This is a genomic window from Paraglaciecola sp. QJM3NY_14, from assembly GCF_056173245.1.
This window is the reverse complement of record NZ_CM149664.1, coordinates 3,874,636-3,898,341: the sequence shown is the minus strand read 5'-3', so window position 1 is coordinate 3,898,341 and position 23,706 is coordinate 3,874,636. Positions and strand designations below refer to the sequence as shown.

The window sequence follows — 23,706 nt, the reverse complement described above, 5'->3', positions numbered from 1 at the left end:
ATAAGATATACGCGCTATGAAGACCCCGACACTCATCATTCTGACCCTTCTATGTGCTGCAGGCGCTTATATTTTAGTGCGTAATCGTGCGTCTGATATCGCCTATCGAGCTGGCAAAAAGCCTGCGCTCCACTCGTTACCTTATTACTACGGCATGCTTAGCGCGCTTTGGTGCGCCTTGCCTTGCTTGTTGATCGTGTTTGCTTGGACTGTCCTCGATGATTACGCAGTTCACGCCGCTATTGTGAACTTGTTACCAGAATCGGTGCAAGCCTTGCCCGCAAGCGAAATTGATTTGATGGTCAATACCGTGATTAATCTAGCCTTGTATCCTAATGCGTTACTGAGCAGCAGCACGCCTGATTACCTCATTCAAGCAGGGCAAGATTACTTGCGATGGCAGCAACTTAGCCAGCTTAGTCTATCGGTCGTGGTGTTGGTTACTTTGTTTTTGGCTTTTTCGTTATGTTGGGCGCGAATAAAACCCAAAGTGAAGGCGCGTCAACAAGTAGAGCGCATATTCAAATGGACACTCCTACTGTGCGCTAGCATCGCTATTTTGACGACGATCGGTATTGTGGTGTCGGTATTATTTGAATCCTTGCGGTTTTTCCAATCTGTGGGCTTTTTTGAATTTATATTCGGCACACATTGGAGCCCTCAGACGGCATTGCGTGTTGATCAAGTAGGCGCCTCCGGTGCTTTTGGGGCGGTTCCCTTGTTTGTAGGAACACTGCTTATTTCCTTTATTGCCATGCTGATTGCCGTACCAGTGGGGTTGATGTCAGCGATTTATCTATCAGAATACGCTACCCCAAGATTGCGCGCCATCGTCAAACCTATGCTTGAAATTTTGGCGGGTATACCCTCGGTTGTGTATGGTTTTTTCGCGGCACTGACCGTGGCACCGTTTATTCGTCAATCCGGAGGCTTTCTCGGCTTAGAGGTATCCTCTGAAAGTGCGCTGGCTGCAGGCTTAGTGATGGGCGTGATGATCATCCCATTTGTCTCATCTTTATCCGATGATGTTTTAAAAGCGGTGCCTCAGTCACTACGTGATGGGTCATTAGGATTAGGGGCAACACAGTCTGAGACCATCAAGCGGGTGGTGATTCCCGCGGCGTTGCCGGGTATCGTCAGTGGAGTGTTATTGGCGGCATCACGGGCGATTGGTGAAACCATGATAGTCGTGATGGCGGCTGGTTTGGCCGCGCATCTTACGGCAAATCCACTTGAGTCAGTGACTACTATTACCGTGCAAATCGTCACGCTATTAGTAGGCGATCAAGAATTTGATAGCCCTAAAACCTTGTCTGCATTTGCTTTGGGCTTAATGCTGTTTACCGTGACGTTAGCCCTCAATTATGTGGCCTTGTACGTGGTGCGCCAATATCGTGAAGAGTACGAATAATCATGGGTAAAGCCAGTCACAAATTGCCCTTTACTAAGATACCTAGCACCATCGACTTAGTTAACCGGAATCTTGCTAAACGTAAGCGCGCTGAATGGCGTTTTCGTGTGTACGGCATCGGGGCCATCCTATTTGGCTTTGTCTGTTTGCTCATTCTGTTTAGCGATATTATCAGCAAAGGACATGGTGCTTTTTTTAAGACCCAGATTTATTTACAGGTTCATTTTACCCCCCAGCGTTTGCAGGTATCACAGCCCGGTGCTATCGAGCAATTCAATAATGCTAACTACGATAATATTGTTCAGGACGCGCTATTTGCAGACAATGCACGTATATCGCCCGCATCATTGAGTGCTGTGGATAAGCGACAATTGCTGAGTTTGATCAGTACCGGGGCGGTGTACAGCCTGAGGGAAATCTTGACTGATTCACCTAGCGTATTTAACCAATCCGTGGGGATATGGCTAACGGTCGATGATGATGTGGATAATTACGTCAAAAGTCTTGCCCATGGCGGAAAGGGGTACACTGGCCGTTTGAGTCAGCAGCAGCAAAGCTGGGTAAACCGCTGGATTGAAAACGGGCAAGTAAGGCAAACGTTCAATACCACTTTTTTTACGTCAGGTGACTCCCGAGAGCCAGAGCAAGCGGGTATTCGCAGCGCACTAATGGGCTCTTTATATATGTTGCTGGTCACCATTGGCTTGTCGTTTCCCATAGGTATTGCCGCTGCGGTGTACTTAGAGGAATACGCGCCTAAAAATAGAGCCACTGATTTCATTGAAGTGAATATCAACAACTTAGCCGCAGTGCCCTCAATTATTTTTGGGCTGTTGGGGTTAGCTATTTTCATCGGGTTTTTCGATATGCCGCGCTCAGTTCCATTGGTCGGCGGATTGGTATTGACCTTGATGACCTTGCCAACCATTATTATTTCAAGTCGCGCGGCGATTAAAGCGGTACCCTCCTCTATAAGAGATGCAGCCTATGGACTTGGCGCATCGAAAATGCAGGTTGTGCTGCATCATGTTTTACCGCTTGCGATGCCCGGCGTGTTAACCGGCGCTATTATTGGTTTCGCCCAAGCATTAGGTGAAACGGCCCCATTACTCATGATAGGCATGGTGGCATTTATTGTGGATGTGCCCGCGGATTTATTGGATCCGTCTAGTGCTTTACCCGTACAGATTTTTCTTTGGTCAGATAGCCCAGAGCGTGCCTTTGTTGAGCGTACCTCAGCGGCAATCATGGTGTTACTCGCTTTTTTAATTTCGATGAATGGCTTAGCGGTTTGGTTGCGCCATCGTCTTGGTCGCAGTCATCAATAGTAGGAATAGGTAGTGAATTCAAAGTCAGGATACAACCGTTTGTTTGACCCTATGGCTGAGACAGGCCAGGCCTTAGATTTTTCTCAGCATGGCCTGGGGCAAAAAACCGTCGGTAACCCTTTTTCAGCGAAGGCTAAAATGTCGGTGCGTAATTTGAATGTGTATTACGATGACAAGCAGGCCATCCACGACGTGAGTTTAGATATTAATCGCAATGAAGTGATGGCGATGATTGGCCCATCAGGTTGCGGTAAATCCACTTTTTTGCGCTGCCTTAATCGCATGAATGACACCATAGAAAACTGCAGTGTTAATGGTGAAGTCACGCTTGATGAACAGGATATTTATCATAAAAAGCAAGATGTTGTACCGCTGCGTGCGAGAGTCGGTATTGTGTTTCAAAAGCCCAATCCGTTTCCTAAATCGATATACGAAAATGTGGCCTACGGGCCAAAAGTGCATGGATTGGTTTCACGACGTGCCCAGTTAGATGAGATTGTCGAAGACAGTTTGCGTAAAGCTAGCCTGTGGGATGAGGTAAAAGACCGCTTGTTTTCTCCTGGCACCGGCCTATCCGGCGGGCAACAACAACGTTTGTGTATTGCCCGTACAATAGCGGTAAGCCCAGAAGTTATTTTAATGGACGAGCCCTGTTCAGCGCTTGACCCCATTGCAACGGCTAGAATAGAAGAGCTGATGGCGGAATTAAGCCAAAACTTTACCATCGCCATAGTCACGCACTCTATGCAACAAGCCGCTAGGGTGTCGAGTCGAACGGCTTATTTCCACATGGGGCGGCTTATCGAAGTAAACGACACACGCCGCGTATTTACCAATCCAGAGCATGAGCTTACCGAAGCCTACATTACCGGCCGATTCGGTTAACCTAAGGAGCATAATATGGAACGCCATATTTCTCAGCGCTTTGACTCTGATTTAGAAGCACTGAAAAGCCAAGTCCTAGAAATGGGCGGCATAGTTGAGCAACAGATTATCGATTCAGTTAAAGCCATAGAATCTGTTAATAGGCCGCTAGCCGAACACGTTCTGGAAGTGGAAGACGATGTCGATCGCCGTGAGGTACTACTCGATGAGAATTGCACCATGATCTTAGCGTGTCGCCAACCCGCAGCGTCAGATCTACGCATGGTGCTATCGGTCACCAAAATGACCCGTGATTTAGAAAGAATGGGAGACGAAGCGCAAAAAATCGCTCAAATGGCCATTGCGTTAAGTGATGATGGTGCAGCGCCAGGTGGTTACGAAGAAATTCGTCACATGGGCGCACTAGTACAAAAAATGGTGAATTCAGTGCTGGATGCGTTTGCTCGTTTTGATGCGGCCAAAGCCTTAGATGTCGCTCGGGCCGATACCCAAGTAGACAGAGAATATAAATCCGCTATGCGTGAAATTGTCACCTATATGATGGAAGACCCACGCTCGATTGGCCGCGTTATGAATATTTTATGGGCGCTTCGCTCAATTGAGCGAATTGGCGATCATGCGCGTAATATCGCTGAGCACATTATATATCTGGTCAAAGGGTATGACGTGCGTCACACCAGTGTGCATGAAATAGAAAAGAGACTAAACAAGTCTTAATCCCTCTTATCGTGGCTGAAACGCGCGCCTGAAACGCGTTTTTCAGTGGTTCTACGTTGTTTCTGTCTTTCGTTCGCTGGAGTCGCTTTCTCCGCACGCTGCCAACTTTTCATAAATTATTCACATAACTGTCATTTTGTCATTCAATCGTCACAAAAGTGTCATACATTGCGCGCAATTCAGTACAATGCACCATATACTGAACATGCGAACAAATATCGTATGTTTTTTAGCATTGATAAAGCACAGTAAGTCGTAATCTCGATACCCATAGTGTTAGCCAATGGCAGGTTGCAATCAGGGACAATCAGACAAGAAGTCATTAATAATTTGATTGCTAGATACCATTGCCCTTTGCATAAGGTTACGGCTGTATAATTGGAATTCGTTTATATGAAGATTAAATCTCCCCTAATTGCCTATTTTTCGTTAGTCGCCTTATTGCCCATTAGTGCCGATGCACAAACTATTAGTGACGAAGATTTAGCCTCGCTCATTAAACGCATCAATCAGTTAGAGCAAGAAGTACGCTCATTGCGCAGCGAACTGGACTCTGTTGGCTCCGAGCAGGTTGACTTAGCGCAAAAAGAACAGAAACAAGACCAGAATACTAGTGTGGTTGCTAATGAAGATGCAGCACCTGTCTCTATTAAGTGGAAAGGTGCGCCTGAGATTAAAGGCGATGGTGGGTGGAGTGTAAAACCCAAGGGGCGCGTGCTTTATGATTTCAATACCCTTTCGTCTGTGCCTTCAAGCATTGATATACCAGGAGAAGGTTTTTCCAGTGAAGCCAGGCGTCTTCGATTTGGGATTCAGGGTACGATGCCAGGGGGCTTCGGTTACAAACTTATCGCTGATTATCTAGATGGCGTAAAGCTAACGGATGCCTACTTTACCTATGAAGATGGTCCTTTAAAGCTTACGCTCGGTCAGCACAATACCTTCCAAGGGCTTGAAGAGTTATCAAGCAGTAATGATACGAGTTTTGTAGAGCGTGCAGCTTACACGGATGCCTTCGGTTTTGAACGTCGAGTGGGCCTTTCTGCTACTTATAAGCTCAACGACTTTCTCCTCGAAGGTGGCGTGTTTACTGATAACATAGATGATTTAAACGATGGTAATAATTCGTTCAGCGTGGATGGTCGAGTTGGTTACACTACCGTTGTCGACGATACTTTTATTCACTTGGGTAGCTCAGTACATGTGCGCGACTTAGGTAATGAAATTGACAGTATTCGATACCGTCAGCGTCCGTTTGTTCACAGTGTTGATACCCGTTTTATTAATACAGATGACATTTCTGGCGCAACGGACGAATTCAGTTATGGTCTTGAAGCGGCGGTCATTGCTGGGCGTCTTCATGTCGTAGCTGAAACTCATTGGGCTCAAGTAACTCGTTCAGAATTTGCTGACCCGACCTTTTTTGGTGGCTCTATAGAAGCTGGCTACTACTTAACCCAAGACACGCGCGAATACAAAGGCGGCGTGTTTAAAGGTGTGAAAGTAAACGACCCTGTTAGCAATGGTGGAACAGGGGCGTGGCAGATTAACGTTCGCTTTGACCGACTCGACTTGGTTGATGCCGGTATAGTGGGCGGTGCACAGGATGCCTACATGGCATCGCTGATTTGGACCCCCATAAATGAAGTACGCTTCTTATTTAATTATGCTCATCTCTCCTACTCAGATGCCCTTAATATTGCAGAAGGGGCACCAAACGACTTTTCTGTGAATGTTATTGGCTTAAGAGGACAACTAGGGTTTTAAGCCGATACGGACACCGCCTATTGTCATCTGTGACGCTAGATTGCACTCGCGAAATGCCTGCAACTTGTCGAATTAACGTCAACAAACGCGGGCAATGCTGTTGTCAGGAGCGGCTTTAGCATTTACCGCCTCACTTTCACCTTTGAGCAATAAAAAAGAATGCAAAATCAACAAGAAACGCCTGCATATTTGATTTAAACTTGGCTTATCAATCGTTTTTATTAATGAGTCTCACATGAAGTGGCCTAATCTTAAACACCTGCATTATCTTGTTACCTTGCACCAAGAGCAGCATTTTCACCGAGCTGCTGATCATTGCCATGTAAGCCAATCCACATTAAGCACTGCCATTCAGAATTTAGAAGAGCAGTTTGGCTGTCAATTACTTGAGCGTGAACACAAAACCTTTGTTTTTACGCCTTTTGGATTAGAGCTAGTTGAGCGCAGCCGCCGGTTGTTAAATGATGCCAATGAGCTGGTAGATTTCGCCCAAACGGCCGGGGATTGGCAATCTGGTAATTTGAAAATAGGCGTGATCCCTACCATTGCGCCGTTTTTTTTCGAGGGTTTGATCAGTGCAGTGCAACAAAACTTACCTGGTATCACGTTGCAGCTTCAGGAAGACACCACCACTAATTTACTCAGCCAGTTAAATGAAGGTATTTTGGACTTACTGATTTTAGCCTTGCCCATGGAAACCCCAGGCTGCAAACAGTTGGTGATTGGCCATGACCCGTTTCATCTGATTGCCCATTCTGATTTAGTGGATACTTTGCCAATGCCCATGGATGTTTCTGCATTGCCAGCCAAAAGTGTCTTTTTGCTGCAGCAAGAGCATTGTATGACCGGTCACGCGGTAAGTGCGTGCAACTTACGCCATAAAGAGCAAGTCAATACACTTGCCGCCAGCAGTTTGTACACCTTAGTGCAGCTTGCCAACAGTAAGCTGGGCTTTACCTTTATGCCTGAATTAGCCATACAGAATCATATTCTGAGTACTTCAAAATTGGTCTCGCTACCGGCAGAAGACAGTGCATATCGTGAAATTGGCCTTGTGTGGCGCAATGCAACCACACGTGTTCGCTTGTTTCGCTATTTAGCTGAATTGCTAGCGCCTTTGACACCAATTCCCACCTTGAAAAAATAAATTTTCTTTTATTCAAACTTTTTAAACCGGCCTTTCGACTTTATTTATAGTCAACACAATAGGGAATCGATTTGGTGTTTGAGAAGAGTGACGAACAGTTAATAGAGAAAGCACTGAAAGGACATAAAAAATCCTGGTTTAGTCTACTCAAACGCTACGAAAAGCCTGTTTATCATTACGGGCTGCGCATGACCGGGAATAACGCTGACGCGCTAGATCTGCTGCAAGATGTGTTTATTTCGGTATTTCGCAATCTAGCCACTTACCGGGGCGATGGGAGTTTTAAAGGCTGGTTATTTAGAATTGCTCACTATCGTTGCATCGAGTTTTATCGCCGTAAGCGCCCGATGCAAGGGCTTGATGATGCACCTGACATACCCTGCGACACCGCACCCGTTGACCAACATATAGAGAACACACAGCGTAATGCGCAATTGGTCAGTGCGATGCAGCAATTGCCTTTGGCACAAAAATCAGTGATAGAGCTGAAATTTTTTGGGCATTTTACCTTTGAAGAAATCGCTGAACAAACGGGCATGTCGGTTAATACGGCAAAGTCTCGTTTGTACAGCGCGTTATCTAAAATGAAAACCTTAATGGAGGTGGATTATGTCGAACTATGACAACGCCGAACTTCTGGCCTTGTGGCTAGAGGGCAAACTGACCCCAAAACAACGGGACGAATTTGAACAGCGCTGTATCCAAGATAGTCAATTTGCTGAGCAGGTAGATGCGGCCGCTATGGTTAAAATAGGGGCTGATGATTACTCCTCGTCTGAGGTTCCACAGTGGAATAAAGCCGCTACCTTCGAGCCCCAGCAAGCCAATAACAGTGGGTCCTGGTTATCCGGTGTATCTTTGGTGACGTCAGCGCTGGCTATTGTGCTGGTGTTAACGGGTACGCAAGTCACCACTTCTGAGGGGGAACTGCGTATTCGCTTCGGTTCAGGACAGTCAGAACAGGCATTAGTGAAATTAGTTGATAGCAAGTTAGATGCGTTTAGACAAAATCAACAAGACGCATTTACTTTGTATGCACAAACGTTACAGCAACAGCAGTTAGAAAGCGCAAGCCAACTGACGAACTATTTGTTGAGTTCAAGTCGCAAGGAGCGCCGCGAAGACTTTGCCGAACTGATTAAGTTTGTTAATCAGCAGCGCAGCGATGATCAACTCTTTTATGCGCGCCAACTCAATCAATTACAACAAGACGTTTATCATGATGCGACAGGCGTCGCATTAGAAAGTATTCAACAGTAGAGGTAGCCCTATGAACATGTCTAAACGTATTTTCGCTCTCAGCACAGTGCTTGTCGCCATGTGGTCATCCCCCGTTTTAGCTGACACGAATAAGCAGGAATTGACTGGCGAGCTGGAAATAATGAGCAGTATTTTGCAAACCGCACTCAAGCAAGATAACCAGAGAGGAAGTTTGAGTATACGAGATATCGGCTATACCTATCTGCAAAATCAAGGTGTGGTATTTAAACTGGATTTAAATCGCTACGGTAGTAGGCAAATGTTCTTTACTGACGGTCATCCGTCAGTGCCTGTCGCGCCGCTTGCGCCTAACGTTTTTGACATGCAAGACCTCGATATCGACATTCACATGGACGAAGATGAAATAGAGGATGCAGTAGAAGACGCCATGGAGCGAGCTAAGTATTTATCCCGGGAGTCCAGCAGTAAATTGCGGTCTCTCGGTGAAAAACTGCGGGAGTTCTCACGGGAACAGCGCGAGTATGAACGCCGTAGTCGAGATCTTGAGTTTGAAAAAAGCAACAGTAACAGCGAACGTAAAGCTCGCATCGAAGAGCAGTTAGGTGAGTTAAACGCTGAGCTCAAAAAGCTTCAAACAAAACGCACAGAAGTCGAAAGATACAAAACTAAAATCGAGACCGAGCGCCAAGCGCAATTACAGCAACGAAAAGAGGCCGCCGAACAAGAACGTAAGCGCTTTTTAGCCAACTTCGAACAGAATTTAGGCCAGGTGTTATGCCGCTATGGTGCTGGGCTTAACGCCCTTGATGATAAAGAACATGTAAATTTTGTACTTAGCAATTTTGCTTCATCGACTGGTAACAGTAATCAAGACCGAGTCTACGTCTTCAAGCACAGCGACATTCAGGCTTGTGTAAAAGATAAAATCAATCACGAGGCACTGCTGAACAATAGCCAAGTGTATGCTTTTTAGGTTTAGTATTATCACTAGAGCGTTATTGCATTTCGCTCATTTTCATCGGTAATGAAATGCTTTCAAAGAGGCGGCTATAACCTAAATTTAGCGGCCTCTCTGTGTATAGCTAAAAATACGACCGCCGTTTTCTGTAAATAGCTTTATATAATCTTTTTATCTCAATCCCTATATAACCCTTTATCACCGACACTTATTGGTAATTGTCCTGCTCGTTTCATAAATTGTTGTTCGTTTATAGCTGTCGATGCTTTCAAGCATGATGGAGCCTTGATTTTCGCCAGCCGCTAATGTGGTTATTAATTCGAGCATAAGTATTAATTTGAAAAGGGTATCAAGATGAATATTGCAAACATGACGGGTCTTGAAATGATGCAGGCCGTTGCCAGGGGCGATTTGCCGCATCCCAATATGGCGAGCACTATCCCAATGAAATTTATTTCGGTGGAAAAGGGCGTGGCCATTTTTGAGGCTACCGCCGATGATAGACATATTAATCCATTAGGTGGCGTTCATGGCGGCTTCGCTGCAACAGTAATGGATTCGGTTACCGGATGTGCCGTGCATAGTATGTTGGACGCGGGCGTCGGTTACGGGACAATTGATTTGAATGTGAAAATGCTTAAGGCCGTGCCTAAAGACACACCGTTAAAAGCAGAAGGCAGGGTCATCAGTATGTCAAATTCACTCGGCGTATCACAAGGTAAGCTAATTGATGAATCGGGGAAAGTTTATGCTTATGCGTCCGCGACTTGTATGATTATGCGACCTAGGGCGTCCTAGCCAGTTTTTTCTTTTTGTAGATGCTTTGCACAGCAGCATGCTAATTGTCTGCAAAGTGTCATTTTTTGTGGGCATAATCGCCTTTTTATTTTTTGGAGTAGGTAATGGGTTTTAAGGGTGTAACTAGTCACTTGGCGAAAAATATATGGCTCAAAGGTGCCGTCGTCGTATTAGCGTTAGGGGTAAATGTAACTGCATTTGCCGAAAATAGAATTGATACCCAGCGCCCCGATGCCCCTGAGCTTGCTGCGTATGGTGAGCACAGCATTGGCGTACGCCAGCTTGAAGTGGCGAACCCGAATCAGATTGAGATGCTAAAACTCGACCCCACTAAACCAGAGCCCGCAACGTTGCCCCGTTACGATCGGCCGCTTACATTAGAAGTTTGGTACCCAGCGCAAAAAGGCAGTACGGGCAATACTACTCTTAGAGCTTATATACGTGATGGTAAAACCGAAGTGGATTTACAGGGTAAGGCTGTGCGAGATGCTAAGCCTGAAATGACTGACAGCGCTTTTCCGTTGGTGCTTATTTCACATGGATACCCGGGGAATCGTTTTTTGCTCGCGCACTTAGCTGAAAATATTGCTTCGAAGGGTTATGTAGTGGTGTCTATCGATCACACCGACTCAACTTATCGCACTAAAGCGGCGTTTTCTTCGACTTTAGTTAATCGCCCAGTGGATCAGCTTTTCGTGTTATCACAAATAGAGGGCATGGCGAAAGACAAAGATTCATTTTTGTACGGTTTAGTTGATACCTCTGATACCGGTCTAATCGGGTATTCAATGGGAGGCTACGGCGCGGTGATTAACGCCGGGGCTGGGGTAACTGAACAAGTGGTAGCGAGCAAGCAAAGCCCGCCGTTTGGTACGCTGAAACGTCATCAGTCAGGCATTAAGTCAGGTGCAGACAAGCGTTTAAAGACCGTTATAGCGTTTGCGCCATGGGGTATGAATTACCACATGTTTAGCAATGATACCCTTAAAGAAATCAGTGTACCTATGTTGCTCATTGCAGGCTCTCAGGACGACGTATCGGGTTATGAGAACGGCGTTCGTGCCATCTGGCAGGGGGCTAGCAACGTGAATCGCTCACTTCTGACTTATGATAATGCCAATCATAATGCGGGTGCGGTGATGCCGGCACCAGAAGAGTCCTATATGTTTGATAAAGAATTAGGGTTTAATATCAGTGAGCATTATATCGATGCTGTTTGGGATAATGCGCGCATGAACAATATTGCACAGCATTTTGTGACTGCATGGCTAGATAAATACTTGAAAAACGATACGTCTAAAGAAGCGTATTTGGATATTGTGCCCGATTCAAACGGCGGTGTTTACGCCCTTGACGAAGAAGGTGAGCCCAAACCAGAACATACTTATTGGAAAGGCTTTGGAAACCGCACGGCCAAAGGACTGCACTTCGAGACCCTAGCGCCTAAAAAATAACAACGATAGTAACTCCCTTACGCTATGGATTGGTAAGTGGGATGGTAGATTTGTTTTGCCATTGTAAACACGGCGCTGTGTTTACAATGGTGGTTCCGCGTTTACTGTAAACGCTATTTTTTTCAGCTTCTTATCTACCGCTTTCATCTGCTTCTTCGTTTTTCTCATTTTCTATCTCATCCTTCTTGATTCACTTGTCATGGGAACACGCATGGTTAAATAATACGGTTAAATGTCACGGTAAAATTTACACAACCTCCTACCTATTCGCTTGATTGAAGCCTTCTTTTTTTCATAAGCTCATGATTTTTAATTAATATTTATCTGGCGCTGCTTTTGCTTTGCTCTCTACTACAAACGCTTTACTACACAGTAATACGCTTCTTTGAAATACAAGGCGTTGCAACGTAAAGCATTAGACAACAAGCATTTATACACAAAGCAGGGCATTAAAATGGATATTATTCCTGAGCATCTTATTAATTTTGAAATCGATCTTCAGTTGGTGGTGTATCACTTGTTCCAGCTAGGTCTGGCATTTCTATTTGCGTTGCCCATTGCCTTGAACCGAGAAAGTGGTTCAAAAGGCGCGGGGTTGCGTACCTTTCCTTTAGTGGCACTAGCGTCGTGCGCGTTTATGCTCATTGCTATGAATGCTTATGCTGAAGGTGACGGCGAGGCAGAAGCAAGAGTGATGTATGGTATCGTCACGGGGATCGGCTTTATTGGTGGTGGCGCTATTTTTAAGCAAGAAAATGGCGCCAGTGGCACAGCAACCGCAGCGGGCATATGGAATACAGGGGCGATAGGTGTGGCAGTGGCCTATCAAAACTACGAAATCGCGCTGATTTTATCCTTGATGAATTTCTGCATTTTCCGGTTCGCCCGTAGCGTCAAGGTTCAAAGAGCGAAGCATCTAGACGATTAAATCCCTTGGAACGCAGAGCGTAGATGCTTTAAACCGTAAGGGGTTTTGGATCTGTGAAATGGGAGTGTGCATGATTGAGGTCGTTCGAAACAACACAATTGACTTCAGCTTTTTGGGGTACACATTTTGTTGTTCACTGGATGTTATACTCAGTTTCACGCTGGTTTTGCATTTTACAAAACACAAACCAAAACGGTAAATAGAAAGGCGAAAAAACGAAAACGACAAGGTAAAGTAATTCATAACGTCGCGTGCAATACATCAAACTAAACCATCAGGCAATCATGAGACGCTGGGTGGCTCCGGCCAAAAGAGGGACACAAAAATGAAAACGAATATAGTGCTATTACTCACTGCGATTCTGCTAGGTGGCTGTGAAAGTCAGCCTGACTATCGTGAAGCGACCAAAGGGGGTTTTGGCTATACCGAAAGCAAATTTACTGACACTCAATATCGCGTGAACTTTAAAGGCCGAGGCACGGACAAATCAAAAGCAATGGATTACGCCATGTTGCGCGCCGCGGAACTGACCTTAGAGCAAGGTTACGACTGGTTCGTAGTCACAGACAGGGAAACCTTAGTGGATAAAGAAAACGTGCAACTTAGCCCGCAGGTTGGTTTTAGCCGCCGCTACGCCACAGTAACCGACTGTGGGGCGTTGACCTGCCGGACCTCTCGCTTTCCCCGCAGTCAATTCGAGACAGGCGTGTTTATTGGCGGCTCTGAGCAAAGTGAAATTGAGAGTATTTTAAATATTGAGATGGGTAAGGGGGCACAACCTAATTCAGGTACCAGTTTTGACGCGACGCAAGTGACAGAAAATTTAGGGCCGAAGAAAGACACATTACAGGAGTAATATACTCAACTGCCGAGTTTGACTTCGAGGCTGTAATTTACCTGAAAATAGCTCAACGCCAACAACGTTGAGCTATTTTATTTTTGCTAGTCACAGAGTACGAATTAGTAAGCGACGCTAATGCGCTGATTTACATGCTCAGCATTTTCTGCTTCATCCACTAAGGCTTTGGCGTAATCAGTGACCGATATTTTACTCTCACCGTCACTGTTGGTGAAAAATGCATCACCGCCAATACGAAATTGTCCTTCGCTATCACCCGGGTAGAGCACAGCGGCAGGGCTAACGAAGGTCCAGGGTGTTTTCGATTTAGTGCTGCGAAATACATCGAGGGCTTCACCTTGGGCGATGGCCTCATCTTTATATTCAGCAGGGAAGTCAGGTGAGGTAACAAGCGCTACACCCGGCGCTATTTCTAAACTACCGGCGCCGCCTACCCATATTAAACGTTTACTGCTATTGGCAAGAGATGCCAGTAGGCGCTCAGCTGCTTTTGCGACTATTTCATGGTTACCTGCTGCGCGCCCACCAACAGACGCGATAACCACATCCGCATCGGCAACGACAGGCGCGAAATCTGCAGTGCTTCGTAAATCATAAATCCGGGAGGTAACGTCTTGAGCGTTTAACTTTGCAGCATCACGTACGATTGCCACTACTTCATGTCCTCGACTTTTCGCTTCTGTGACTACTGTGCTACCAACCCAACCTGTTGCACCTAAAACTGCGATTTTCATATTGTTTCTCCAACTGTTTACTGTGTTGCGTTAAGAAAGTGAAGCCAGTTTACTTGTGTTGAAAAAAGTGATAAATACAGATTAATGATTAACATTGTTTCATTTTGAGATGCTAATGGACCGGATCACATCATTGCAGAGCTTTATGGAAGTGGCGCGTTGTAGCAGCTTTACTAAGGCGGCAGATAGTATTGGATTAAGTCGTTTGCAAGTGACTCGCCACGTTCAAGATATCGAACAATGGTTAGGTTTACGCTTGTTTCATCGCACCACACGTAAAGTAAGTTTGACTATACAAGGCGAAGAAGCGTTGGGGTTTGCTAAGCAAATACTCAGTTCGGTTTCGGATCTGGAAAGCCGTGCTCATAGTCACAACCACGAACTCGTTGGGACCATTCGAGTTGCGACCCCAATTGGCCTTGGTCAAAATATGCTGTTTGATGCCATTCAAGCGTTTGTGGCTATTCACCCCAAAACCCATATTCAAATGGTGTTATCTGATGGGCTGTCACAGCTAGTGGATGAGCGAGTTGATATTGCACTGCGCTATATTGAACAACCACATCAGCAGTTAATTGCTAGAAGACTAATGCACATCGATAGCGTTCTGTGTGCAACTCCTGGCTATATTGCGGAGCACGCCAAATTAAATCAACCCAGTGATTTGCTCGCGCATAATTGTCTTGTTCACAGTAGTAACCCTCATTGGCGGGTGGTCAGTGCAACAAGCGACGAGAAAGTCCCTGTATCAGGCAACATACAAGCCAATGAAATGGGCGTTATTTTAAAGGCGGCGCTGCGCGGGTTAGGCATTGCGTGTTTACCAAGTGATTTGGCCAATCATTATTTGCTGAACCGGGAACTGGTTCAAGTGCTGCCTGATTACAACACACCTGGCAGTAATCTGTGGGCGGTGTATTTGTCTCGTGACCACCAGCAAAATGTGGTGCGGGCTTTTATTGATTTTCTCGTCGAGCGTTGGCAAGCGGATATAGTGCGGGTTACAAATTGATGAATATTGAAATATGAACTTTTATAGGATTGAGTATATCAATAGATAGAATTCTTTAAAATTTATCAAAAAAGGTTTTATATGCTCACTCAAAAGAAGAATACATCGCGCTATTTACCTCAGGTGACAGTGTCAGTTGCGATATTGATGATGATATCTGCCTGTACGAATAAGCAACTCTACAAAGCAGGGCAGTCTTATCAGAAGAGTGAATGCGAGCGTTCAGCACTTTCTGACGTGCAATTTAGAGAGTGTGAAAATGTGGAGGCCAAGCGTTTTGAAGAGTATGAACGTGAGCGCCAAGAGACGCTTGAAACCAGTAAACCTTAAAGTGGCGCGCGGTGAAGTATTTGTACTTTAGTTCAGGATGAGTATATTTTGACCCAGTGCCATTTCACTGCTTTTCAAGCTATAAATAGTGATTTATGTTAATTTTCTGTCAAATTAATTTACATTTGCCTGCCGTTCGTATTTTGTGATTTTTTAAATGTCTGATACATAAGTTAAAATTAAAGTGGTGTTGTTCTTGCTGGTAAGGCTGTGATTTTACTAAAAGGAATGTCACATGCAGAAGAATAATAGCAAAAAAATACGTTCTAACTTGATCACTAAGATGGCCAAACTGCTGAGTTTAACCGCTGTACTCAGTTTGTCTTTTAATGCTTTAGCGACACCCATCAATGGTACAGGCAATATTACGCCTGACGTCATTTTTGGCGATGGTAATGCAAACGGCTCGTGGACAGGGGAAGCATTGAATGGCGTTGAAGTAGCCCTGCGAGGAAAGCTAAGATATAACGCTTCCGGAAGTCCTGAAAATACCTTTAACTACGACGGCGATCGTACTTATACATTTGACCCTACCTTAAGCTTATTACCTGCAAATCGTTCAGTATTTAATTTCGAGTACGCGGTGAATGTTGACGCGGGCGCTAACGCATCGGGCGCGATGTTAGATGATTTTACTTATCTGTTTGAGTTTGATGTAGACCCCACAGCCGGCACTGACTTTGTCAGTTTCGATATCATTACCTTAAAGACTGACAACGAACTGGGCGATAGCGGCACTGCGAATGGTGATGGGATAGTGGATGTTGCTAACTACGCCTCTAATTTAAGTAATTATAGTGTTGCGCAGAATTCTCAGAATCGCGGCTTTGGCTATTCTGGCCTGCTTGATGCGGCCACTGAGGGCATGTTTACTTATAACTTGACGGTACTAGATGCAAATGGTGGAGAATTGGCCACCAGTTCAATTGATATTGTGGTTGGAAGTGTCCCGGTGTCAGCACCATCGACTTTTGCATGCTTATTTGCAGGTGTATTTGCGCTTAGTTTTGCAGGAATGCGCAAACGTAGAAAACAAAATAGATAACGGCTAAAGAGTCACTAAAAAGCTAATTAAAAGGGCAGCTACCTCAATGAGATGATTGAGGTAGCTGCCCTTTTTACTTAATTTAATCTCTAACGGTTTTCTAATCGATTGTAATCCAGCAGTCCACCTTCGATCGGATTGTGCTCCATGAAGGTTTGATTGAGTTTATCGCTGAATGCCCAAAAATCTTTGGTTGTGCGCCTTACCGCAAATAGATCCAAGAAGGCTTCATAATCTTGTTCGTTTTCAATTTGCTGAGCTTTCGCCACTAATTTGGCCAGATCTGCTTCTTTTACCCGCCAGAATACATCGGGATAACTACCGAGTAACCCATGTACTAACGTCACGTCATCATTGGCATGGTCGCGATTAGCATCTTCAGAAAACAAGCTGTTCACATTGAAATGCGCACTGTTTCTTACCAAGGTGAAAATCTCTGGTTTATCACCGTTTGTGGGCTCAACCATGATCATGCTCAGCTCGGGCAATATTGAGGCGCTTTGGCCTTTGATGTTGGCTAATTGTCCGAGCAGGGCTTTGCTATTTTGACCTAATTCGCTGTCTTGTAATCGGTAACGGCTGGGTTGCACGTCTTTCACATGTTCAGCAAAAATATCATATAATTCTTTCTTGTGGTGCTGGGTTTTAAACTGCATGCCACTAGGTTGGTCGAACGGGTTGATTTTACCCTCAACAAATTCGGTTAGCTCTGGCCCAGCCTTTTGATACCAAGAGGCCAACTCTTCGTGACGCGTTTCAGGCGGTAAAAAGGCCAAAAAGTTTGATTCACCTTCCATGCGCAGAAAGTCCATGTACAGGCGCGTCATCAATTGATGGCCATAATTGCCATACACATCAAACCCAGCGACTAACAGGTAGTGAATACGCTCTAGTAATGCGTAGTCGATAACCCAAGCGGTTTTGGGAGGTTTACCCACTAAGCCTTTAATGACGGTGGCATTGTCAAAGTGACGAAACACCGTCAGCGTGGCGTTGTCATTTTCACCGTCACCATCCCATATATCGTTAGCAGTGAAATGCTGGCCATCTTCCAAGGCGGTTGCCATGAAATCATGCCGTGCACGCATGTAATCACCTTGTCGTGAGGCATATTCAAGCCAAGTTACCGCAAATGCGGTGCTCTCGTGTTCCGCAGGGAGGCGAAGGTTGTCTTTTTGTGATTCGTAGAAGGCGTGTATCTTGGGTGAATCTGCCACTTCTGGTTTTACAAAGTAAACCCAAAAACGATCATTGATGACATTCAACGCCACCTGACCACGACAAACGGGCCCTTTGATGTAACCCATAATGGTGTTCTGTGCACGCTCGAGCATAAAGCGGTAGCGCGCATTTTCTGGTAACTGAGTGAAAGCCGTTAGTGGGTTTGCCGCTACTTTTGGCTGATAGCTAGGTAACTCGGTCACTGTGTAGTCAGCGTCTACAAACCACTTCTGCCATTTGTCGGTGAGTGCTTTGTGAATAGCATAAGGCTGGTGAGTTTTGTTGACTATGGTCGACATAACAGGCTGCAAGCGGTAATAAACGCGTTTTACCCCTGGCTCATCAAAAGGGCGGCGACTCGGAATGATATCAATAGCTTGCCCTGATGGCGTTCTTGAACGTACAAGATTAAAAAACTGTGGTTGGGTATTAGGCGCGGTTATCTCACTAAAGTACAAATGAGAGCTAAACAAGTGTTCATAAATGTAGCGAGCGCTTAACTGCATTTTCAAATCGTCAGCATTAAAAAAGTCTTCTAACGAGTTTATCGCTGTCTCTTGGGCTTCAGACAGTGGTGCGCGAGCAGGCATATAAGCGCCGCTCTCTATCCAACTCATGAGTATATTGTGCTCCTCACCGGTTAATTCTGGGAGAGCGTAGGGCATACCACCAAAGGCTTGGCTTGTGGCATAGCCATCAAATTCCGAAATGGTAGGACATTGTTGGCTGCGATCGATAGAGACATCGAAGCGTTCGTCTAATAATTTGTCGGCAGGTAAAGGGTGTTGCTGTTTAAGCATCAGCATTTTTGCTAAAACTGACGCCTGCGTGTTGGCATTAGGGGTTTGTTCTCGCTCATTTAGCACAGGATAAAAGCCACGCTCGCGCCAGTCGGGAGAATCTAATGCGTCTAAAAATAATCGATTTGGCGTGGCGGCAAGTATACGCGAGCCATGGTAGACAACTTCTTTACTCGCGCCGCGATCTATTCCTTCTGGCGAGCTCATCTTAAGCTGGCAAGGGGCGTCGTAGCAGGCATGGCACACAACACAACGCCCTTCAATTACGGGTGCTACTTTGGTTTGGTAGAATGCGGTGGCAGGGCTTTCTAATAACGCTTGCGTGACACTGGCTGGTGCGCGGTTCACTGGGGCTTCGTGGCCATAAAGCTTGTTGAAATCAAGATTGGCAATGGTCGCGCAACCCGAACAGACAAGAATGACGGCGATGAATATTTTAATCCATCTGGAATGTGTATTTTGCATAAAGAGTCCAACTAAGGCAGTCACTCTGTGTTTATTTAAAACCGAGCGGTGTGGGGTAGGGTGTGTGTTTGCCGCGCAGTTTACCCTTTAGCGGGTATCGACTCAACCGAGAAACACTCAATTTGAGTGCTTTGAGGTTTATTTATCTCTGTGCCAATTGCACATTACCAGGGGGGCAATTATCTACTTACTTGACAGTGATACACAAAGCAGGAACCCTACCGTGAACTCTTTGACAGACATTCGATAATTTATGCAGCGCGACGAAAAGGTGACATCGGTATTCGGTCATATCCTCATTATTATACTGGCGGGAGAGTTGATTTTCGCTTTACCTTTTCATCTAGCACGCTTTTTTCGACCAACGTTTCTACAAGCGTTCGAGCTAACGAACACCCAATTAGGAGATATTTTCGCTGTCTATGGCGTTGTGGCTATGCTGTCATACTTCCCCGGAGGCATAATTGCTGACAAGTACCCCCCAAATCGCCTTATGAGCATTTCACTGTTGGCGACAGCGGCGGGGGGCTTATATTTACTCAGCAGGCCGAGTCATTTGGGACTTACACTGCTTTTTGCTTATTGGGGCGCAACCACTGTTTTGGTTTTTTGGGCGGCGATGATTAAAGCCACTCGGCTTTCGGCTCCGCCCCATCGTCAAGGGTTCGCATTTGGTTTGCTCGATGGGGGGCGTGGGTTAGCGGCAAGTCTGTTTGCCAGTGTAGGCATATTGTTATTGAGCCTTGGGACATTCAGCTCGCAAGGCGATTTCAACAGCTCAACTGAAGCGTTCGATGCTATGGGCATGCTGATTATCTACTACAGCACGTTAACAGCATTAGCAGCTGGGTTAACTTGGTTTTTTGTCAGTTCTCAAGCTGATAACCCATCTGACGCGTACGTTCAACAGCAGCAACAAGCACCTGGTTTGTCATTCGCTTCGACGCTTATTAATCCCTTGGTATGGCTGCAAGGAGGGATCGTTATTTGCGCTTATTGTGGCTATAAAGCGCTGGACAATTACAGCCTTTTCGTCGTGCAGCACTATGGTTGGTCACAAGTGGAAGGTGCCAAGTTTATTACGTTTGCCAGTTATATGCGCCCCGTAGCCGCGATTGGGGCAGGGTTACTCGCCGATCGCTTACGTACGAGTAAAATGACTTACTTACTGTTTGCCGCACTGGGGGCGATCTTTGCGGCGATTGCGTGGATGACGCATTTCAATGCAGGAGTGACACTGGTGTTAGCCATGTTGCTGTTTACCTTTTTTGCAGTATTCGCTTTGCGTGGAATTTACTTCGCGCTAGTAGACGAGAGTCAAATTCGTATGGGGGCGACCGGCACTGCTGTCGGGGTCATCTCAGTACTGGGGTTTACGCCTGATATTTTCTTTGCATCTATCTCCGGTCGTATGCTGGATGCCGGACAAAATGGCTTTGCGTATTATTTTTTATTTATTGCCGCGATTATGTTTGTTGGCTGTTTTTGCGCTTTGCTATTGGCCAAAAAGGTCAAGAAACTGCGCTCGGCATCGGCTGCAAGCCCTAAAAAATAAGACCCGTCGTCAACATTATGAAGGCGCTATTGAGGTCGTCGAAATGTTGCTGTGTCGCTAAGGGACGTCAAAATGTCATATTCGCCACATATCATTAACGCTTAACATCTGTTTTAATTAGCAAAATTATAAGTAAAAAGTAAATCTATGTTTGGTATTTTTAAACCTGCTTCACACCAACCTCGACTCCCCAAAGAAGAAATAGACAAAGAATACAAAGCCCTGCGTTGGCAAGTGTTTATCGGTATTTTTGTGGGCTACGCTGGTTATTATTTAGTGCGCAAAAACTTTTCTTTGGCAATGCCTTTTCTGATTGAAGAACAAGGTTTTACCAAGGGCCAGTTGGGGATTGCATTATCGGCGGTCTCTATTGCTTATGGCCTGAGCAAATTTTTAATGGGCAGTGTGTCTGACCGCAGTAACCCCCGTTATTTTTTGATGACAGGATTACTAGTATCCTCCGGCGTAATGTTTCTATTTGGTTTCGCCGACTGGGCTACCCAAAGTGTTGCTAGTATCTTTGTGTTGCTGTTTATCAATGGTTGGGCACAAGGCATGGGATGGCCAGCATGTGGGCGGACCATGGTTCACTGGTATTCAGGAAATGAACGGGGCCGAACGGTCTCGTTTTGGAATATTGCGCACAATGTTGGCGGTGGCTTGATTGGTCCAATATTTATTTTAGGTATGGCGTGGTTCAATGACTGGCACAGTGCTTTTTATATGCCAGCTGCTGCAGCAAGCTTAATTGCCGTGTTTATTTATTTTGTAATGCGCGATACACCCCAGTCATGTGGTTTGCCGCCAATAGAAGAGTATCGAAACGATTACCCTGCTCAGTATTCTCAAAGCCATGAAGAAGAATTAACGGCAAAGCAAATATTTATGCAGTTTGTACTGAATAACAAATTGTTGTGGTTCATCGCTGTGGCGAATGCGTTTGTCTATTTAATACGTTACGGCGTGCTTGATTGGGCGCCTACCTACTTGTATGAAGTAAAAGACTTTTCATTTGATAAAAGCTCATGGGCTTACTTTCTTTACGAGTGGGCAGGTATTCCCGGCACCCTACTATGTGGCTGGATAAGCGACCGATGGTTTAAAGGTCGACGAGCACCTGCGGCCATATTGTATATGTTATTGGTATTGGTGGCAGTTGTGGTTTACTGGTTGAACCCAGCAGGTAATCCGACCATCGATATCGCTGCTCTCATGGCAATTGGCTTCTTGATTTATGGGCCTGTCATGCTGATCGGTTTATTCGCTCTTGAGCTGGTACCTAAAAAAGCTGCTGGCACTGCCGCTGGCTTAACCGGGTTATTTGGCTATTTAGGTGGAGCCGTTGTAGCCAATATTGCGCTTGGCTATACGGTTGACCATTTCGGCTGGGACGGTGGCTTTGTATTATTGGTTGGCGGTTGCATAGGCGCTATTTTACTTATCGCGTTAACCTTAAAACACGAAGTCGCACATGAAAGCCATCAGCGGGAAGAAGGCGCTCAACTCCAAGAAAGTCAATAGTAAGAGCCTTAGACCATCAGCGTTAGGCTTAAGCCGTTAGTTGGGTGCTAGCCTTTAGCACTCAACTTATAGTTTCTACTAGCTCAGAGTCTGCCCCTCTCTGTTTCAACCCTGTTGAGACTAGAGATGGGAGAGCTTTGCAGGCAGCTCTCGCGCAGCGTGAACTTGCTAAGCATACATCAAGACTAGGCACTTCCTTTAAGATCCAAAAAACCTAATATCGTCAGTTCGTTGTCGATAATTGTTACAGAACTCCTGTGTTCTCTTTACCTTCTAGAGCCCCTAATCTAAGGGCGATGGGCGCTTACAAATCTATTTATGAGCTGATTATACGCATGATAGAAGAGGTAAACGTTTGAACGCTCATGACATTTCCTCTTCAAAGCGATAAGCTAAGGGGATATTTCAAGTGGAAAAACAAACATGACAAATTCTGTAGTGATCAGTGGTTCAGGATTATGGAATCCACCACATAGCATCTCGAACGAAGAGTTAGTAGATGCGTACAATGCGTATGCTCAGCAGTTTAATGAGCAAAATGCCGATGAGATTGAATCAGGTGCGATAACAGCGAAACCTTTCTCTAGCGCTGAATTTATTCAAAAAGCATCCGGTATACGCAGCCGTTATTGCTATATGAAAGATGGGGTACTGGATATTAACCGTATGCGTCCCATCATTCCTGAGCGCGGTGAAGAAGAATTATCTGATCAGGCCGAAATGGCGATCAATGCGGCTAAACTGGCCCTTGAAGCGGCAAATAAAACCGCTGAAGATATCGATGTAGTGATTGTATCTTGTGCATATACGCAGCGCTCTTATCCCGCGTTAGCCATCGAAGTGCAAGGCGCTTTGGGGATCAAAGGTTTTGGTTTTGATATGCTAGTGGCGTGTTCAGCAGCAACATTCGCTTTGCATCGTGCTTATGAAATGATCAGTGCTGGAACGGCAAAGGGGGTATTAGTGATAAACCCTGAATTGACTTCACCACAAGTCAATTATTGTGACCGTGACAGCCACTTTATCTTCGGAGACGTGGCAACCGCTGTGGTGGTGGAGCATGCAGATACCGCGACATCTGAGCATGTGTTTGATATTTTAAGTACCAAAGCGATTACTCAATATTCAAATAATATTCGCTCAAACTTTGGTTATGTTAGCCGGGCTAACGATGTTGACCCCTATGGAGCAGATAAGCTGTTTCATCAAGAAGGACGTAAAGTTTTTAAAGAGGTGTGCCCTATGGCGGCTGAGCATATTAGCGAGCACTTAGAGCGACATCAGTTAACCAGTGCTGATGTAAAGCGTTGGTGGTTACACCAAGCAAACATCAACATGAACACGCTTATTAGTAAAAGACTACTAGGCCGTGAAGCGACTGTTGAAGAAGCACCGATTGTATTAGACAGGTACGCCAATACGGCATCTGCTGGCTCAATCATTGCGTTCAATCTACACCACAAAGACTTACAGGCCGGGGATTACGGGTTACTGTGTTCATTTGGCGCAGGATATTCAATCGGCAGTTTGTTAGTCAGAAAAAGGTAATC

At 45.5% G+C, this 23,706-nt stretch carries 21 protein-coding genes; 19 read left to right on the top strand and 2 right to left on the bottom strand.

Translation table 11 applies throughout. The features are described from left to right. The first annotated feature begins 16 nt into the window (after window positions 1-16). The 13 genes from pstC (at window position 17) to AC0VYA_RS16660 (ending at window position 13,470) form a co-directional block, all read left to right on the top strand. Complete coding sequence (pstC, locus tag AC0VYA_RS16720; protein ID WP_473475500.1) at window positions 17-1,411, top strand: phosphate ABC transporter permease subunit PstC; 1,395 nt, start codon at window positions 17-19, stop codon at window positions 1,409-1,411. Between the two features lie 2 nt (window positions 1,412-1,413). Then, window positions 1,414-2,739, top strand: a complete 1,326-nt coding sequence (pstA, locus tag AC0VYA_RS16715) for a phosphate ABC transporter permease PstA (protein ID WP_475489013.1) — start codon at window positions 1,414-1,416, stop codon at window positions 2,737-2,739. 12 nt (window positions 2,740-2,751) lie between these two features. Continuing rightward, a complete protein-coding gene (gene pstB / locus AC0VYA_RS16710; RefSeq protein ID WP_011576051.1) occupies window positions 2,752-3,624 on the top strand; it encodes a phosphate ABC transporter ATP-binding protein PstB in 873 nt (290 codons plus the stop codon). A gap of 15 nt (window positions 3,625-3,639) precedes the next feature. After that, window positions 3,640-4,341, top strand: a complete 702-nt coding sequence (gene phoU, locus AC0VYA_RS16705; protein WP_475489012.1) for a phosphate signaling complex protein PhoU — start codon at window positions 3,640-3,642, stop codon at window positions 4,339-4,341. Window positions 4,342-4,734: 393 nt separating this feature from the next. Continuing rightward, window positions 4,735-6,108, top strand: a complete 1,374-nt coding sequence (locus tag AC0VYA_RS16700; protein WP_475489011.1) for a porin — start codon at window positions 4,735-4,737, stop codon at window positions 6,106-6,108. Window positions 6,109-6,343: 235 nt separating this feature from the next. Further along, complete coding sequence (locus AC0VYA_RS16695; RefSeq protein ID WP_475489010.1) at window positions 6,344-7,255, top strand: LysR substrate-binding domain-containing protein; 912 nt, start codon at window positions 6,344-6,346, stop codon at window positions 7,253-7,255. A 74-nt stretch (window positions 7,256-7,329) separates the two neighbouring features. Next, window positions 7,330-7,878: an RNA polymerase sigma factor gene (locus AC0VYA_RS16690; protein ID WP_475489009.1), complete on the top strand. Its 549-nt coding sequence runs from the start codon at window positions 7,330-7,332 to the stop codon at window positions 7,876-7,878. Further along, entirely contained in the window at window positions 7,865-8,515 is a 651-nt protein-coding gene (locus AC0VYA_RS16685) for a hypothetical protein (protein WP_475489008.1), read from the top strand. The genes AC0VYA_RS16690 and AC0VYA_RS16685 overlap by 14 nt, the downstream gene beginning before the upstream one ends. Window positions 8,516-8,525: 10 nt before the next feature. Further along, window positions 8,526-9,449, top strand: coding sequence for a hypothetical protein (locus AC0VYA_RS16680; protein WP_475489007.1), 924 nt, complete (start codon window positions 8,526-8,528; stop codon window positions 9,447-9,449). A gap of 339 nt (window positions 9,450-9,788) precedes the next feature. Next, the gene (locus AC0VYA_RS16675; protein WP_475489006.1) at window positions 9,789-10,232 is read left to right on the top strand and encodes a PaaI family thioesterase; all 444 of its coding nucleotides are present in this window, start codon (window positions 9,789-9,791) and stop codon (window positions 10,230-10,232) included. A gap of 104 nt (window positions 10,233-10,336) precedes the next feature. Beyond that, window positions 10,337-11,686 carry an alpha/beta hydrolase family protein gene (locus tag AC0VYA_RS16670; RefSeq protein ID WP_475489005.1) on the top strand — a complete coding sequence of 450 codons (1,350 nt, stop codon included), beginning with the start codon at window positions 10,337-10,339 and terminating at the stop codon, window positions 11,684-11,686. A gap of 454 nt (window positions 11,687-12,140) precedes the next feature. Next, entirely contained in the window at window positions 12,141-12,614 is a 474-nt protein-coding gene (locus tag AC0VYA_RS16665) for an MgtC/SapB family protein (RefSeq protein ID WP_011576042.1), read from the top strand. Between the two features lie 325 nt (window positions 12,615-12,939). After that, window positions 12,940-13,470 (top strand): CC0125/CC1285 family lipoprotein, encoded by a 531-nt coding sequence (locus AC0VYA_RS16660; protein WP_011576041.1) that lies wholly within the window; start codon window positions 12,940-12,942, stop codon window positions 13,468-13,470. Window positions 13,471-13,574: 104 nt separating this feature from the next. Here the strand turns inward: AC0VYA_RS16660 and AC0VYA_RS16655 are convergent, their stop codons facing one another. Then, entirely contained in the window at window positions 13,575-14,207 is a 633-nt protein-coding gene (locus AC0VYA_RS16655) for an NAD(P)-dependent oxidoreductase (protein WP_475489004.1), read from the bottom strand. A 115-nt stretch (window positions 14,208-14,322) separates the two neighbouring features. Here AC0VYA_RS16655 and AC0VYA_RS16650 point away from each other — a divergent pair, with 115 nt between their 5' ends. The 3 genes from AC0VYA_RS16650 to AC0VYA_RS16640 all read left to right on the top strand — a co-directional run bounded on the left by AC0VYA_RS16650 (window position 14,323) and on the right by AC0VYA_RS16640 (window position 16,594). Beyond that, the gene (locus AC0VYA_RS16650) at window positions 14,323-15,219 is read left to right on the top strand and encodes a LysR family transcriptional regulator (protein ID WP_475489003.1); all 897 of its coding nucleotides are present in this window, start codon (window positions 14,323-14,325) and stop codon (window positions 15,217-15,219) included. 81 nt (window positions 15,220-15,300) lie between these two features. Further along, on the top strand, window positions 15,301-15,549 hold the full coding sequence (locus tag AC0VYA_RS16645; protein ID WP_475489002.1) for a hypothetical protein: 249 nt from the start codon (window positions 15,301-15,303) through the stop codon (window positions 15,547-15,549). Between the two features lie 235 nt (window positions 15,550-15,784). Continuing rightward, window positions 15,785-16,594, top strand: coding sequence for a PEP-CTERM sorting domain-containing protein (locus tag AC0VYA_RS16640; protein WP_475489001.1), 810 nt, complete (start codon window positions 15,785-15,787; stop codon window positions 16,592-16,594). An 89-nt stretch (window positions 16,595-16,683) separates the two neighbouring features. On the opposite strand, the gene AC0VYA_RS16635 is transcribed toward AC0VYA_RS16640, so the two are convergent. Further along, window positions 16,684-19,080, bottom strand: coding sequence for a fatty acid cis/trans isomerase (locus AC0VYA_RS16635; RefSeq protein WP_475489000.1), 2,397 nt, complete (start codon window positions 19,078-19,080; stop codon window positions 16,684-16,686). Between the two features lie 253 nt (window positions 19,081-19,333). On the opposite strand from AC0VYA_RS16635, the gene AC0VYA_RS16630 reads away from it, so the two are divergent. The 3 genes from AC0VYA_RS16630 to AC0VYA_RS16620 all read left to right on the top strand — a co-directional run bounded on the left by AC0VYA_RS16630 (window position 19,334) and on the right by AC0VYA_RS16620 (window position 23,704). Then, window positions 19,334-20,635: an MFS transporter gene (locus AC0VYA_RS16630; RefSeq protein WP_475488999.1), complete on the top strand. Its 1,302-nt coding sequence runs from the start codon at window positions 19,334-19,336 to the stop codon at window positions 20,633-20,635. Between the two features lie 147 nt (window positions 20,636-20,782). Beyond that, entirely contained in the window at window positions 20,783-22,156 is a 1,374-nt protein-coding gene (glpT, locus tag AC0VYA_RS16625; protein ID WP_011576034.1) for a glycerol-3-phosphate transporter, read from the top strand. 423 nt (window positions 22,157-22,579) lie between these two features. Next, on the top strand, window positions 22,580-23,704 hold the full coding sequence (locus AC0VYA_RS16620; RefSeq protein ID WP_475488998.1) for a beta-ketoacyl-ACP synthase III: 1,125 nt from the start codon (window positions 22,580-22,582) through the stop codon (window positions 23,702-23,704). Window positions 23,705-23,706 lie beyond the last annotated feature (2 nt).

Bases quoted from the DNA above. Each gene is read 5' to 3' on its own strand.
- pstC (WP_473475500.1), top strand. From the start codon at position 17: ATGAAGACCCCGACACTCATCATTCTGACCCTTCTATGTGCTGCAGGC.
- pstA (WP_475489013.1), top strand. From the start codon at position 1,414: ATGGGTAAAGCCAGTCACAAATTGCCCTTTACTAAGATACCTAGCACC.
- phoU (WP_475489012.1), top strand. From the start codon at position 3,640: ATGGAACGCCATATTTCTCAGCGCTTTGACTCTGATTTAGAAGCACTG.
- AC0VYA_RS16700 (WP_475489011.1), top strand. From the start codon at position 4,735: ATGAAGATTAAATCTCCCCTAATTGCCTATTTTTCGTTAGTCGCCTTA.
- AC0VYA_RS16695 (WP_475489010.1), top strand. From the start codon at position 6,344: ATGAAGTGGCCTAATCTTAAACACCTGCATTATCTTGTTACCTTGCAC.
- AC0VYA_RS16685 (WP_475489008.1), top strand. From the start codon at position 7,865: ATGTCGAACTATGACAACGCCGAACTTCTGGCCTTGTGGCTAGAGGGC.
- AC0VYA_RS16680 (WP_475489007.1), top strand. From the start codon at position 8,526: ATGAACATGTCTAAACGTATTTTCGCTCTCAGCACAGTGCTTGTCGCC.
- AC0VYA_RS16675 (WP_475489006.1), top strand. From the start codon at position 9,789: ATGAATATTGCAAACATGACGGGTCTTGAAATGATGCAGGCCGTTGCC.
- AC0VYA_RS16670 (WP_475489005.1), top strand. From the start codon at position 10,337: ATGGGTTTTAAGGGTGTAACTAGTCACTTGGCGAAAAATATATGGCTC.
- AC0VYA_RS16665 (WP_011576042.1), top strand. From the start codon at position 12,141: ATGGATATTATTCCTGAGCATCTTATTAATTTTGAAATCGATCTTCAG.
- AC0VYA_RS16660 (WP_011576041.1), top strand. From the start codon at position 12,940: ATGAAAACGAATATAGTGCTATTACTCACTGCGATTCTGCTAGGTGGC.
- AC0VYA_RS16655 (WP_475489004.1), bottom strand. From the start codon at position 14,207: ATGAAAATCGCAGTTTTAGGTGCAACAGGTTGGGTTGGTAGCACAGTA.
- AC0VYA_RS16650 (WP_475489003.1), top strand. From the start codon at position 14,323: ATGGACCGGATCACATCATTGCAGAGCTTTATGGAAGTGGCGCGTTGT.
- AC0VYA_RS16645 (WP_475489002.1), top strand. From the start codon at position 15,301: ATGCTCACTCAAAAGAAGAATACATCGCGCTATTTACCTCAGGTGACA.
- AC0VYA_RS16640 (WP_475489001.1), top strand. From the start codon at position 15,785: ATGCAGAAGAATAATAGCAAAAAAATACGTTCTAACTTGATCACTAAG.
- AC0VYA_RS16635 (WP_475489000.1), bottom strand. From the start codon at position 19,080: ATGCAAAATACACATTCCAGATGGATTAAAATATTCATCGCCGTCATT.
- AC0VYA_RS16630 (WP_475488999.1), top strand. From the start codon at position 19,334: ATGCAGCGCGACGAAAAGGTGACATCGGTATTCGGTCATATCCTCATT.
- glpT (WP_011576034.1), top strand. From the start codon at position 20,783: ATGTTTGGTATTTTTAAACCTGCTTCACACCAACCTCGACTCCCCAAA.
- AC0VYA_RS16620 (WP_475488998.1), top strand. From the start codon at position 22,580: ATGACAAATTCTGTAGTGATCAGTGGTTCAGGATTATGGAATCCACCA.